Consider the following 13061-nt stretch of genomic DNA (forward strand, 5'->3'; position numbering starts at 1 on the left):
TCATGCCTCGCTCTGCGCGCCGGACCGCGAGCGGGCCGCGATCGTGGAGGCGGTGAAGTTGACCGCCAGGGTGAGCAGGAACAGCGCCAGGCCCGCCGCCATCAGCGCCGACATCCCGAAGGAGGAGGCATCGCCGTAGTGCAGGGCGATGAGGGAGGAGACCGAGTTCGAGCCGGTCTGCAGGATGTGCGGCTGGATCACGAACACCGGCGAGATGATCATGTAGACGGCGATCGTCTCGCCCATCGCCCGCCCGAGCCCGAGCATCGTGCCGCCGATGATCCCGCCCTTGCCGTACGGCAGGACGACCGCGCGGATCATGCCCCAGCGGGTGGCGCCGAGCGCGTAGGCGCCCTCGCGTTCACCGGCCGGGGCCTGCGCGAAGACCTCGCGCATCACCGAGCACTGGATCGGCGCGACCATCAGCGCGACGACGATCCCGGCGACGAACGCGGACGCGGTGTAGACGCTCGCGGAGGCGAGCGGATCGCCCGGGTGGGTGCCGTCCACCGTGAAGAGCGGGATCCAGCCGAACCAGTCGGACAGCCAGCGCGACAGCCCGATCACGTGCGCCTGGAGGAAGAACAGCCCCCACAGGCCGTAGACCACCGACGGTACGGCCGCCATCAGGTCGACCAGGCTCACCAGGGTGCGGCGCAGCCCGCGCGGTGCCACGTCCGAGATGAAGAGCGCGGTCCCGACGGCCAGCGGCACGGAGATCGTGACCGCGACGGCGGCGATGAGCAGGGTGCCGGTGAGCACGGCCGCGATACCGAACTTGTGGACGTCCGGCTGCCATTGGGCCGTCGTCAGGAACGAGGGCCCGGTGGCGCGCAGCGCCTGCGTCGCCCTCAGCAGCAGGAACAGTCCTACGGCGGCCATGATGCCGAGGACGACGACCCCGGTGGCCGTCAACTGGAAACGGAAGACCCGATCGCCGAGCCCACGAGCGGCCTGTGGCCGCCTGGGCGGCGGATCGAGCACGGGTCTGTGGGGCTCCGGTCTACCGGAGCCCTCCTGCGCGGACACCACGTGTCCCCCCACTGACGGAAACGATGCGCTCCGCGACTCCGGGTGGATGCCGCGCGGAGTGAGTCAATGGCCGGATTCTTTCGGCGCAGAGCGTCATATGTGGAGGATCGGTGAACGGGTCATGTCACTTCAGTGGGGCTGCTGTGGAGGAGGCGCCAACGAGGGCACCCCTGGCGCCTGTGGGGTCGGTTGGACTGGCTGGTTGGGCTGGCGGGTTGGGATGGCTGGTTGGGCTGGCCGGTTGGGATGGTTCCAGGAGTTGACCGAGACGATCCGGAACCGTTCGCGCTGGAGGGTGTCTGCGGGACGGCCGACGGCCGACGGCCTCCGGGAGACCTACCGCGACGCCAACATCGCCGCAGACCACGGCAGTTGACCACGACGAGGCGGCGCGGCCGTCGCGACCGGCGGCCGCCCCGCGACGAACCTCCGTGTCTAGCCCTCCTTGGGCCCCGCCTGCTGCACCACCTCGAAGGTCCACAGCGTCGCGTCCGTCGCAGCGGGCTTCGGCCGCTCACCCTGTGCGGAGCCCTGGGGTCCGCCGCGGTGGGCGGCCTGGCCCCCCATGCCCGACATCCAGTTCTTGAAGTCCTCCTCGGCGCGCCAGCGCGTGTAGACGAGGTAGGTGTCGGTGCCCTCGACAGGCCGCAGCAGCTCGAACCACTCGAACCCGTCCGAGCTGTCCACCGTCCCGGCCCGGTTCGCGAACCGCTTCTCCAGCGTCTCGCGCTGCTCTTCGGGAACGGTGAGTACGTTGATCTTGACGATGCTCATGGGCTCATTCTCACAGTCGCCGTCTCAGTACCCCGTCAACGTCCCCTGTTCCCGTCCCGGTTCCTGAAACGTCCGCCGGAGTCGCCGGACCTGACACATCACGCCCCCTTTCGGGTGATCTGTGCGCGACGTAACAGGCGTAACGTTTCCTCACTTTGGGCGCTGAGCTGGGCTTTTGGTGCAAAACGGCCTTAACTGGTCAGTAGTTCGTATCGCGTCACGCTCCCGCCCCGATCTTGATCCGATCTACAGTCGTGGCGCTCGTCCAAGATCACTCCCGAACGAGGCGTGTGTGACCCTCCGACTGCCCAGCGCAGCCCCCCTCTTGAAGCCGACACAGACGGCCGTCCTTGAGGGCATCGCCGGTTTCGTCCCGCCGGACGCGGTGGCGAACGACGCCCTGCCCGCCGCCTGGGACGTCGACGACGCCTGGGTCCGCAGACGCACCGGCATCCGCGAACGGCGCCGCGCGGCACCGGGCGTGACCACCGGAGATCTCGCCCTGGAGGCGGCCCGCCGCGCGCTCGCGGTCGCCGGCCATCCCCTGGTCGACACGGTGATCGTCGCCACCTCCACCCCGGACCGGCCGATGCCGGCCATGGCACCCCGGCTCGCCACCTGCCTCGGACTCGGCGGGACACCCGCCTGGGACGTGTCCGCCGCGTGCAGCGGATTCGTCTACGGCCTCGCCGCCGCCGTCGGCGCCCTGAACTCGGGGTGCGCCGACCGCGTTCTGCTGGTCACCGCCGAGGTGTACTCGACGCTGCTCGATCCGCAGGACCGTTCCTCCGGAATCCTGTTCGGGGACGGCGCCGCGGCGACCGTCCTGCGGCGCGGGGCGCGGGACGAGCCGGGCGGCGTACTGGCGCTGGACCTCGGCAGCGACGGCTCGGGCGACGAGTTGATCCAGGTGCCGGGCGGCGGTGCGGTGGAACGCTCCCGGCCCGGCGACCACGGCCCGGACGACCGCTACTTCCGGATGCGGGGGCGCGAGGTGTTCCAGCATGCGGTGACCCGTATGACGCAGTCCGCCCACACCGTGCTCAAGCGCGCGCACTGGACGGCCGAGGACGTCGACCGCTTCTGCGCCCACCAGGCCAACGCCCGCATCCTGTCCGCCGTCGGCGACCGCATCCCGGTATCGCGGAACCGGCACGTCGCCAACATCGAGCGCGTCGGCAACACCGGTGCCGCCTCCATCCCGCTGGCCCTGGCCGACGCCGCGGCCTGGGGTGAACTGCGCGCAGGGGAACGGGTGTTGCTGACGGCTTTTGGGGCGGGATTGACGTGGGGTTCGGCGGTTCTGGTGTGGCCGGAGCTGCCGAACGTGCCGCAGATCGACGCGGGCGCCGCGGCCGGCGCCGACCCGGCAGTGGATGCCGTCGAGGCGGCTGCGCTCGTGCGGGCCGGTGCCTCCACCGCGCCGGCCGCGGCTGCGGCAGCGTGCGCAGCCGATCCGGCCGCGTGCGCTGCCGATCCGGTGGTGTCCGCCGGTGACTCGGTGGTGTCCGTCGCCGACCCGGCTGTAGCTGCCGCCACTCAAGTCGTACGGACCCCAGCCGTACGGACCCCAGTCGTGCGGACCTCGATCGTCTGAGACCTCGTCCGAGACCTCGCCTGTCCGCAGGCGCCCCCGCTCCCCGCTCCCCGGCGCCCCCCCGCCTGGGAAACAGGTCGAGCGCCCTCATTCCGACTCTCCGACTTTCCAACTCTCCAACACTCCGAAGATCGTCCGCTCGTCGAAAGGAAGGAACGCCATGTCCCCCGTTCAGACCGCCGTGGCCACCGTGCTCACCCGGAAGTTTGAGGTCAGCCCGGACCACATCCGCCCGGAGGCCACCCTGGAGAGCCTCGACCTGGACTCCCTCGCGCTGGCCGAACTCGCCCTGGCCTTGCAGGAGGAGCTGGGTGTTCCCGTCGCGGAGGAGGAGGCCGCCAAGGGCAGCACCGTGGGGGAACTCGTCGCCGCGCTGAACGCCAAGCGGGCGTGATGCCGGCACCCTGCGCGCCCGTCTCCGTCACCGGCCTGGGGCTCATCACCCCGGCCGGGGTCGGCCGCGAGGCGACTTGGGAGGGGGTGATGAGAGGGCGGTCCGTCGCCGCCACCGACCCCCAACTCAAGGGCTGCGCCGTCGACTTCGCCTGCCGTATTCCGGACATGACCCCGGAGCAGGCGCGGATCGGCGGCGGCAAGGCCTGGCGCATGGGCCGGTTCAGTCAGCTCGCCGTGCTCGCCGCGCGCGAGGCGGTCGCCGACGCCGGGCTCGACCCCGCCGGGTGGGACGGCGCCCGGGTCGCCGTGGTGATCGGTTCGGGGCTCGCCGGGGCCGCGCATCTGGAGGACCAGACGCTCCGCCACCACCAGGGCGGCCCGGAACTGGTCTCGCCCGCGCTCGTGCCCATGCTGATCTCCAACATGGCAGCCGGGGAAGTGCTGTTGGACCTCGGAGCCCATGGCCCGTCCATGGCGACCGAGACCGCCTGCGCCTCCGGTGCCAGTGCCCTGGCCACCGCACGCCACCTGCTGCTGGCCGGGCTGTGCGACATCGCGGTGGCGGGCGGCGCGGAGGCGGCCGTCACCCCGGTGATCGCGTCCGGCTTCCAGCGGATGGGCGCGCTGTCGTCCCGCGTCGACGAACCCGCCGCCGCCTCACGGCCCTTCGCGGCCGACCGGGACGGCTTCGTGATCTCCGAGGGAGCCGCCGTTCTGGTCCTGGAGCGGGAGGCGGACGCCCGCGCCCGTGGACAGCGGCGCTACGTCCGGTTCGCGGGTGCCGGTCAGACATCCGACGCGTATCACCCAACAGCTCCCGCACCGGACGGAGTTCATGCCGAGGCCGCGTTACGGTCCGCGCTCGCGGAGGCCGGGCTCGGCGCGACGGACGTCGACCACGTCAACGCGCACGGGACCTCGACCCAGCTCAACGACCTGACCGAGGCGGAGTTGATCCGACGGGCACTGCCGCACCGGCCAAGTGTCACCGCCGCCAAGGGAGTCCTCGGGCACAGCCTCGGCGCGGCCGGCGCGATCGAGGCCGCGCTCACCGCCCTGACCGTGCGCCGCTCCACCGTGCCGCCCATCGCCAACCTCACCCCGCACAACCTCCCCTACGACCTGGACTGCGTGACCGGCACACCCCGCGCACAGCGCGTCCGGGCCGCCACCAGCCACTCCTTCGGCTTCGGCGGGCACAACGTGGTGCTCCTCTTCACCGAAGAGAACTGACGGTCGAGGACCGACCCAGGAAGGACCAATGACCGTTCACAGCACCATCGTTCACGCCACCGTCCACATCCCCGAGGGACGGCAGAGCGTCTCCGCGGTGGAGGACCGGTTCCGGGCGGCCAGCCCCGCCGTACCGCTGTCGCGTGGCGTGCTCCAGCGCATGTACGGTCTGGCCGAGCGCACCGTGGCCGACGACCTGGAGCAACCTTCCGACCTGGCCGCGCATGCCGCCCGGCGGCTCTTCGAGGACACCGGCACCGATCCGCGCGGCGTCGACCTGCTGCTCTACGCCGGCATCCTCGCCGACATGGAGGAGCCGGCCACCGCCCATGTCGTCGCCGACAAACTCGGCCTCGGCTGTCCGGTGTTCGACCTGAAGAACGCCTGCAACGGAGTCCTCAACGCCCTTGAGGTCGCGGACGCGTTCATCCGGGGCGGCCGGTACCGCCGGGTGCTGGTGACCACCGCCGAGGTCAGCACCAGGGAGAGCCGTTGGCAGGTGGACGACCCGGCCGACCTGTCGACCGCGTTGCCAAGTCTCAGCACCGGCGACATGGGCTCGGCCCTGCTGATCGAGGCGGGTGAGCGACCCGGCATCCTCGGCTCCCGTTTCTTCGCCAACTCCTGGGGCTGGCGGGCGGCGACCCTCCCCAACCCGTACGCGCAGCACCGCAGGCTCGGCCATCTCCGTATCGACTCCGCCCAGTTGGTGGGGTCGTTCGAGGGGCTGCCGGGCAAAGTGCGGGGCGCGCTGAGGGAGTTGGGTGTCGGGGCCGACGACCTGGACCTCGTCTGTGTGCACCAGCCCTCGGTGCCGTTCACCAAGGTCGTCTGCGACTGGGTCCGGGTGGACCCGGACCGTGTCCTGGCCACCTTCCCCACCCACGGCAACGTGGCGACCAACACCATCCCCCTGCAACTGGCCACCGCCCTCGACAGCGGCCGGCTCCAACGCGGCGATCTGGTGGGCATGTTCGGCTTCGCGAGCGGGGCCAGCGCGGGAGTGGTCGTCTGCCGCTGGTGAACTACGCCAACTTTTCGTCCCGGTCCAGCCCCGCACCGCACCGCACCGCCCGTACGAACCTGAAAGCGCCATGACCAAGACCCCCGCCTCTGTCCCCCGCATTTCTCCCCTCCCTCCTGCCCAATGGCCCCCGTCCCTACGGTCGTTGCTCGCCGACTCCCACCAGGACGGCCCCGGCCGGGAGAACCTGTTCGGCACCCTCGCCCACCACCCCGTGCTGGCCCACGCCTGGCTCTCCCTCGCCCGCGTCCTCACCCACGAGGGAACCCTCGGCCACCGCAGGCGCGAACTGATCGTCCTGCGCGTGGCGCACCGGCTCGACGCGCCCTACGTCCACCGGCGGCACCGCACTCCGGCCGCGACCGCCGGGCTGACGAACGCGGAGATCGAGGCGACGGCGGCCGACCCGGACTCCCACGCCTGGACGGACGAGGACCGCACCCTCCTGGCGGCGGCCGACCTGCTGGCCGCCAACATCCCTGTCCCACAAGGACTTTGGGACCGACTGGCCCGCGCCCTGCGCCCCGAGCAGCTCGTGGAACTGCTGGTCCTGACCGGCCAGACCGCCACCATGTGCACCACCCTGAACGTCCTGCGCACCCCCTCCGACAACGAAGCCCCGCGACCGTCGTCCCTCGCCGTACTCCTGGACCGGGAACGCTGTTGCAGCGCGGGCCACTGCGTCGGCGCCGTGCCCGAGGTGTTCGACCAGGACGAGTCGGACGGCCGGGCCACCCTCCTCGTACCGGAGCCGGAGTCGCGCCATGCCGCCGAGCTGCGTCTCGCCGCCGACCTGTGCCCCAGCGGAGCCATCACGCTCGTCACCCACGAGGAGGCGGTTCGCCCATGACGACGGTCGCCCCCCTCAACCTCCCTTCTCCCTACGGCAGTTGCCCCTTCGACCCACCGCCCGCCTACACCGAGGCCGCCCGTGAGGCCGCCGTCACCCGTGCCGCGCTGCCGGACGGCACCGCGTGCTGGCTGGTCACCGGCTACGACGAGGTCCGCGCCGTACTGTCCGACGTGCGCTTCAGCGCCGACGCGCGCACTCCGGGTTTCCCCTTCCTCTCCGCCGGACAGCGTGAACTGGCCACCGCCCGGCCGAGTTTCATCCGCATGGACGACCCCGAACACGCCAGGCTGCGCCGCATGGTCAGCAAGGACTTCCTGGTCAGGCGGATCGAGGAACTGCGCCCGGGCATCCAGGACATCGTCGACCGGGCCGTGGACCGCATGACCCAGGGACGTACGTCGGCCGACCTGGTGGCGGACTTCGCCCTGCCGATCCCCTCGCTGGTCATCTGCCTGATGCTCGGGGTGCCGTACGAGGACCACGACCTGTTCCAGTCGCTCAGCCGCACCCTCCTCGACAACCGCACCACCCGACCGGAGGCGGAGCGGGCACACGCCCAACTCCTGAGCTATCTGGCGGAGTTGGCCGAGCGCAAACGCCGCCGCCCCACGGACGACATCCTCAGCCGACTCGCCGCCCGCGACGACCTGACCCCGCAGGAGACGGCCTCGCTGGGCTTCCTGCTGCTGGTCACCGGGCACGAGTCCACCGCGAACATGACGGCCGTCGCCGTACTCGCCCTGCTGCGCCGCCCCGACCAGGCGGACCTGCTGCGCGCGGAACCGGGCCTGGTGCGGGGGGCCGTTGAGGAACTCCTGCGCCACCTCACGATCATCCATCTGGGCCTGGGACGCGCGGCGACCGAGACCGTGCGGGTGGGCGAGGTGACGATCCCGGCCGGCGAGGGCGTGATCTGCATGCTGTCCACGGCCAACCGCGACGAGCAACTCTTCGGCGCGGCCCACGACTTGGACCTCACCCGCGACGCCCGCCGCCATGTCGCCTTCGGCTACGGCATCCACCAGTGCCTGGGCCAGACCCTGGCCCGCGTGGAACTCCAGACCGTCCTCACCACCCTGCTCCGCCGCCTGCCCGGCCTGCGCCTCGCGGTCCCGCCGGAGCAACTCGCGTACAACCGGGAGGCGATCGTGTACGGGCTGAGGGCTCTCCCGGTGACCTGGGCCTGACCGGTGGATCAGTCCGGGTGATCACCGGCTCGCCGTGTGCGCCCCGCGACCGGGCAGGCGACGGTGCGACACGGCAAAGGAGTTGGCGATCAGGGCTGGGCGGGCATGGTCCAGCAGTTGGAGGCGGCCGGCTTGCCGGAGAGGCGGGCGGTGAGCCAGGAGATGGCGTCGCCCTGGTCGGTCAGCAGGGGTGCGAGGTGGTTGAGGAGCGCGCTGCCGACACTTGGCAGGACGACGGGCTTGTAGATGACGTCGGCGCCCTTCGCGCACCAGTCGAGGGCGAGTTGGCGGGCCTGCGCGTGCGGTACGAGGTTGTCGCTGACGCCGGTCGCCAGCCGGACGGGCCCCGACGGTTTCAGGGTGCCGAGGCGCTGGCTGTCGAGGAAGGCCTGAAGTGCGGGAGTCGCGGCGATGATGTCGCTGATGGACTGCCCGTCCGTGGTCCAACTGGTGCTCTTCGTATAGCCGTAGCCGAGCAGCGCGTCGCCGACGCACATGGTCGACAGATCGGTGAGCGCGGCCTTTCCGGCGGCGTTGAGATGCGCCTCGGCGAGGGGTTTGAGGGCCGGGTCGGACTGGAGGAAGCCGTTGAGGGACCAGCCCAGCGCGCCCGCGAGTTCGCTGCCGTCGATGGCCTTGGTGACCGAGGTCAGATCGGCGGGCGGGGCTCCGGCATAGGTCCCGGACAGGGTGACGTCGGGGGCGTAGGAGGACGCGAGTTCGGCAGCAGCGGCGGTCGCCCCGCCACCCTGGCTGTAGCCGTAGAGCCCGACCGGTGAGGCGCTGGTGACCGAGGCTCCGCCGACCGAGCGGGCGGCGCGTACGGCGTCGAGCACCGCGTGCGCCTCGTCGACCCGGTCGACGTAGGTGTGCAGTCGGTCCGTGGCGCCCAGGCCGACGTAGTCGGTGACGACGACGGCGACGCCCTCGGCGAGGAGGCGGTAGATCGCCAGGTCCTCGTAACCCACGGACAGCGTCTGGGTGTTGACCGTGAGCGGGTGTTCCAGGCCCATGGACGCGGCGCACTGGTCGCCCTGCCCCAGGGTGCCGGGGGCGACCGCGACGAGGGGGCGCGGGCCGCTGCCGGACCAGTCGGCGGACGGTTCGAGGTAGGCGCCGGTGACGGCGACGGGCTGACCGTTGGAGTCGGTGGACTTGTACATCAGCCGGGTCGCGGTGCCGGGGAGCGTGCCGTCGAGGCCGGGCAGACTCAGGGCGAGGGGGAGGGGCTCGCTGCGGACGAGGGTGCCGTCGGCGGCGGGCAGGGTGGTCGGCGGGTTGTAGAACGCCGGGATCGTGACACCTCTGGACACGACCTCGTCCGACGCGGTGGCGGCACCGGCCGCCGTGATGGCGAGCGCCTGGGTACCGAGGCAGGCGGCGGCGGTGACTGCCGCGGCCAGTATGCGTTTGCGTGCGGGCATGGCGAACCTCCTGTGGAGCGGCCGTCAGGAAACGGCGGCGCGGGTACGCACACACGCGTCCCACGCGTGTCCGCTCGCGCCGCCCGAAAGTGGTTCGCCTGGAACTTACCTGCGGGTAAGTTACTCGTGATACCCGTTGGTAGGTTACGGTTCGGTAATGTGGCTGACTGTCAGTTCGCTGTGTGGTGGGTGGGGGTCGGCGCGGCGGTTGGCGATGGGCTGGTGGGGGCGGCGAGGGCGGCGCGTTGGATCTCGGCTACCGGCTCACCGGCGCGATGACACAACCGACACACCGGCTCACCGGCGCGGTGACACGCCGACACACCGGCTCACCGACGCGGCGGACGTGGCCCTTCCGTGTCGTAGGGCCGACCAACTTCCGCTCTGACCCGGGTACTTCAGCAGTCGAACACCGACCAGCAGATATCGTTGCGCAACCGCTGGTCGTCGAGGACGAGCTCGCGGATCGCCGCCGGGAGCTGGTCGCGCTGCCACTGGCACTCCAGTTGCCCCGCGGCCTCGCCCTCCCCTTCCGGCGCCGCCGCACGCGCGGCCTTGATCGCGTAGGCGGCCGCGCCGAGCTCGTGCGCGGCGACGTGGGCGACCGCGCCGGCCTGCCCGGCGGCGTACGCGGCATGCCGCGCCGCCCCGCGCAACTCCCTGGCCGCCCCCATCGCGCGCCCACCCGCCGCACGGGCCTGCATCATCCGGACCTCGCCCCGCACCCAGGCCCGGGCGTGCTCGATCGCTTGGCGCGGTCGCGGATCCTCGGGCCGCACCGACTCGAAGAGGCCAAGGACGTGCTCCGCGCACGAGGCGGCCCATAGGGCCAGGAGATGGTGATCCGCGTCGGTGAGGGTCCCGCCGCGGCGGATGGTCACGAAGCGGGGGTCGCGGACCTTGGGGAGGATCACGGTGGGGGTCCCTCCTGCGTTCAAGTGGGTTCACGTTCAGGTGGATTCAGGTGGATTCGGGTGGTGGTGGTCGTCCACCCTTACTGTCCTCAGCCACGCCGACGGTTCACAGGCTGCACCGGCACCGCGAAGTCGATCTCTTCGATCTCGTACCACTGGGCCACCACCATCGGTACGGCGTCCTCGGGCAGGTCGGCATGGATGTCCCGCCAGCGGTCGGGGAGTTGGGGTCGGTGGGCTCGCGTTGGGGGTACGGAGGCTCGGGCCGGATCGGTTCCGGCTTGTCCAACTGATCGGTGAAGGGTGGCGCCTCGGCGTAGGCGACCAGTTGGGCCAGGACGATGTCCGGATCCAGCCCCTTCGTATCGATCCAGCCCGCGCCGCCGCCCGTCTCTTTCAGCGACGACCCCTGGAGCCAGTTGCCTTTGGGGCCGATGGGGCCGATGGAGCAGATGGGGCTGATGGCCTGGTCCACCGCTGTGGTGTGGTCGGTCGCGTGGAAGTAGTCGTACAGCGCACCCATGTCTCGCTCCCGTCGCTCACCGGGTTCTGCGATCGAGTAGAGCAGGCGGCACTGACAAGGTCGACGAGGGTGTGGATGAGGCCGTGTGGTGCGGAGCGGTGGTCGGCCAGTGACTGATCAGCGGGGGGTTTTCCAGTCGTCGAGGCGGATCTTCACCTGACGGTTGTGGTCGGCGTGCCAGATCACCTCACCGGCGACGGTGGCGCCCAGGTCGGGCAGCTCCATGGGGTGCGGCATGGCGGTGATCTCGGCGAGGCCGACCGCGTTCGGGGCGCCGTCGAGGAGGAGGAAGACGCCGAACGGCTGTCGGCCGACGACCCGTCCGGTGACGTGACTTCCAAGGGGGAGTGCGGAGACCGTTGCCGGCCAGCTTCGGTCTATGTCTTCCGAGGCCGGCATTTGCGAGCGGTCGGGCCAACTGAACTCGGGCATGGGGCAATCATGGTCAGAGCGTCGCTCAGCCCGTCTGCGCGTCGGCCGCGAGCGGGGTGGTGTCCTTGGTCGGCGGCGCTTTGACGGTCACGGGCTGATTGATGTCGAGGAAGGTGATGGTCAGGTCGAGCGGCCCGTCTCCGGTGCCGACCATGTCGTCATTGTGCTCGGCCCGCATACGGAACTGTTTGGTGCGGTGGTCGCCGTCTATCCACAGGTCCATGGTGAGCGGGTCGGAGACTTCCAACTGCGTGAACTGATCGAGGCGCTCTCCAGCCAGGTCCTTGCTGTTGACCGTCCCCTTGTAGTGCGTGGTCTTGGCGCCGTCGACCGTCTCGGTCCCGATCAGCCGCAGGTTCTTGGACCCGGTAGGAAGCGTGGACTGGGCGATTGGGCTTGCCTGTAGCTGGCTGGGCAGTACGCCGTAGGACTGGTTGTCCACCCCACCGCGCCCCCATATGGCCGGCGCGGCGCTGAGCCAGCTCTTGCCGTTCAGCTTCTTTGTGCGCACCGCGCTTCCGCCGACGTACATCACCTTGTCGACGAACCGGATCTCCAACTGGCCGTTCCCGCCCTGGCCGGCCGCAATGGTCATCTTCAAACTCATGGCCGGCGGTTGGGTGTTCATGGAGGCCTCGCCTTCCAGCCGGCCTTTCCCCGGCACGGTCCCGCTGATCCGATAGTGGAGCGAGGTGATGCCCTCGGAGTTCTTCGCCGCCTTCGCCACGGCCGCCGCGGGAGTCACCTGGTGCGGGTCCGCCCCCACGGAGGCGTCCTTGGCACCGCCTCCGCAGGCAACCGATCCCCCTGCGAGTAGTACTGCCGCGAACGTCATGCCCGTCGCTCTGCGCGGTACGGAGACAAGGATGGACATTCCCACAACCCCCAAGGTGGATGGCAGATGCATGCCAAGGTCGCGAGCCTAACTCGGGGTGCGTGCTGAGATCTGCTGAGGCTTGTGAGGTGACTGGGTCAGACTGCTCGCGCCGTGTTCGGCGGCCGTACGCGTGGTGGGACTCTCGGCTTGGGAAACTGGGGGGTCGGTGGGTGGGTGGGACGGCGGCTCGGAGGCTGACCTGGGTGAGGGGTCGGGCGATGGCATCGTCGGGGATGCGCGCTTTCACCGTGATTCCCGGCTGTTCTCCGCTTCGTTGCGGTTGCGGTTGCGGTGGGGGTGGGGGTGCGGTGCGGTTGTAGTGCGGCGCTCGGGGCGCTCGGTCACCGAAGGCGCACGCGTGGCGTAGCGGGTCAGGCACCCCAGCCGTGGCGGGCCTCAAGTCGTGGACGAGGATGCGGGCATGGGGTCGATGCAGCCGGACATCACTTGGCCGTTCCTCGCCGGCGTTTTCCCCGCGGGGCTGCTGGCGGTGGTGCAACGCACAGTCGTGGACGCGGAGTTTCCGGCCCTGGTGGTGATCCACGATGATGAGGACGACTGGCTTCTGTGCGATGGCCTCCATGATCCGAATGCGGACGATGCCTCGATCGTGGCGCACATGGATCACGTTCTGGCCCATGACCCGTCCCTCATCGAGCTGGCCGGAATGCCGCCGGGGTACGTCGCTGAACGATCGAGCGGTGAAGTTCCGTGGGAGGTCCGATTGTGGGCGTACCCGAGCGATGTGGAGTCCTGACGTGGCGCCTACACGCTTTCCAACTGTGGTGGTTGGGT

Annotated in this window: 13 protein-coding genes and 1 pseudogene; 7 read left to right on the forward strand and 7 right to left on the reverse strand. The window is 70.6% G+C overall.

Annotated features, from left to right (window positions below; translation table 11 throughout):
* Both pstC and AB0M63_RS12415 read right to left on the reverse strand, forming a co-directional pair.
* On the reverse strand, positions 1 to 1044 hold the full coding sequence (gene pstC, locus AB0M63_RS12410) for a phosphate ABC transporter permease subunit PstC (protein WP_355916741.1): 1044 nt from the start codon (positions 1042 to 1044) through the stop codon (positions 1 to 3).
* Positions 1045 to 1467: 423 nt separating this feature from the next.
* Positions 1468 to 1806, reverse strand: coding sequence for an antibiotic biosynthesis monooxygenase (locus AB0M63_RS12415; RefSeq protein ID WP_355916747.1), 339 nt, complete (start codon positions 1804 to 1806; stop codon positions 1468 to 1470).
* A gap of 292 nt (positions 1807 to 2098) precedes the next feature.
* On the opposite strand from AB0M63_RS12415, the pseudogene AB0M63_RS12420 reads away from it, so the two are divergent.
* The 6 genes and pseudogenes from AB0M63_RS12420 to AB0M63_RS12445 all read left to right on the forward strand — a co-directional run.
* Positions 2099 to 3127, forward strand: a pseudogene (locus AB0M63_RS12420) (beta-ketoacyl-ACP synthase 3); the annotation flags it as partial.
* Positions 3128 to 3563: 436 nt separating this feature from the next.
* The gene (locus tag AB0M63_RS12425; RefSeq protein WP_355916752.1) at positions 3564 to 3797 is read left to right on the forward strand and encodes a phosphopantetheine-binding protein; all 234 of its coding nucleotides are present in this window, start codon (positions 3564 to 3566) and stop codon (positions 3795 to 3797) included.
* Positions 3797 to 5032 carry a beta-ketoacyl-[acyl-carrier-protein] synthase family protein gene (locus tag AB0M63_RS12430; RefSeq protein WP_366019319.1) on the forward strand — a complete coding sequence of 412 codons (1236 nt, stop codon included), beginning with the start codon at positions 3797 to 3799 and terminating at the stop codon, positions 5030 to 5032. The genes AB0M63_RS12425 and AB0M63_RS12430 overlap by 1 nt, the downstream gene beginning before the upstream one ends.
* A 28-nt stretch (positions 5033 to 5060) precedes the next feature.
* Entirely contained in the window at positions 5061 to 6056 is a 996-nt protein-coding gene (locus AB0M63_RS12435) for a 3-oxoacyl-[acyl-carrier-protein] synthase III C-terminal domain-containing protein (RefSeq protein WP_355916757.1), read from the forward strand.
* A gap of 145 nt (positions 6057 to 6201) precedes the next feature.
* Positions 6202 to 6906, forward strand: coding sequence for a ferredoxin (locus AB0M63_RS12440; RefSeq protein WP_366019320.1), 705 nt, complete (start codon positions 6202 to 6204; stop codon positions 6904 to 6906).
* Positions 6903 to 8096 carry a cytochrome P450 gene (locus AB0M63_RS12445; RefSeq protein ID WP_366019321.1) on the forward strand — a complete coding sequence of 398 codons (1194 nt, stop codon included), beginning with the start codon at positions 6903 to 6905 and terminating at the stop codon, positions 8094 to 8096. The genes AB0M63_RS12440 and AB0M63_RS12445 overlap by 4 nt, the downstream gene beginning before the upstream one ends.
* 89 nt (positions 8097 to 8185) lie before the next feature.
* Here AB0M63_RS12445 and AB0M63_RS12450 read toward each other — a convergent pair whose 3' ends face one another.
* The 5 genes from AB0M63_RS12450 to AB0M63_RS12470 form a co-directional block, all read right to left on the reverse strand.
* Complete coding sequence (locus AB0M63_RS12450) at positions 8186 to 9520, reverse strand: alpha/beta fold hydrolase (RefSeq protein WP_366019322.1); 1335 nt, start codon at positions 9518 to 9520, stop codon at positions 8186 to 8188.
* Between the two features lie 398 nt (positions 9521 to 9918).
* Positions 9919 to 10434: a putative immunity protein gene (locus tag AB0M63_RS12455; protein WP_366019323.1), complete on the reverse strand. Its 516-nt coding sequence runs from the start codon at positions 10432 to 10434 to the stop codon at positions 9919 to 9921.
* 106 nt (positions 10435 to 10540) lie between these two features.
* Entirely contained in the window at positions 10541 to 10957 is a 417-nt protein-coding gene (locus AB0M63_RS12460) for a hypothetical protein (RefSeq protein ID WP_366019324.1), read from the reverse strand.
* 117 nt (positions 10958 to 11074) lie between these two features.
* Entirely contained in the window at positions 11075 to 11389 is a 315-nt protein-coding gene (locus AB0M63_RS12465) for a hypothetical protein (protein WP_366019325.1), read from the reverse strand.
* Between the two features lie 25 nt (positions 11390 to 11414).
* Positions 11415 to 12224 (reverse strand): LppX_LprAFG lipoprotein, encoded by an 810-nt coding sequence (locus AB0M63_RS12470; protein WP_366019484.1) that lies wholly within the window; start codon positions 12222 to 12224, stop codon positions 11415 to 11417.
* A 445-nt stretch (positions 12225 to 12669) separates the two neighbouring features.
* Here AB0M63_RS12470 and AB0M63_RS12475 point away from each other — a divergent pair, with 445 nt between their 5' ends.
* Positions 12670 to 13023, forward strand: a complete 354-nt coding sequence (locus AB0M63_RS12475) for a hypothetical protein (protein ID WP_366019326.1) — start codon at positions 12670 to 12672, stop codon at positions 13021 to 13023.
* Positions 13024 to 13061 lie beyond the last annotated feature (38 nt).

Source organism: Streptomyces sp. NPDC051576, from assembly GCF_040681835.1.
Lineage (GTDB): Bacteria > Actinomycetota > Actinomycetes > Streptomycetales > Streptomycetaceae > Streptomyces.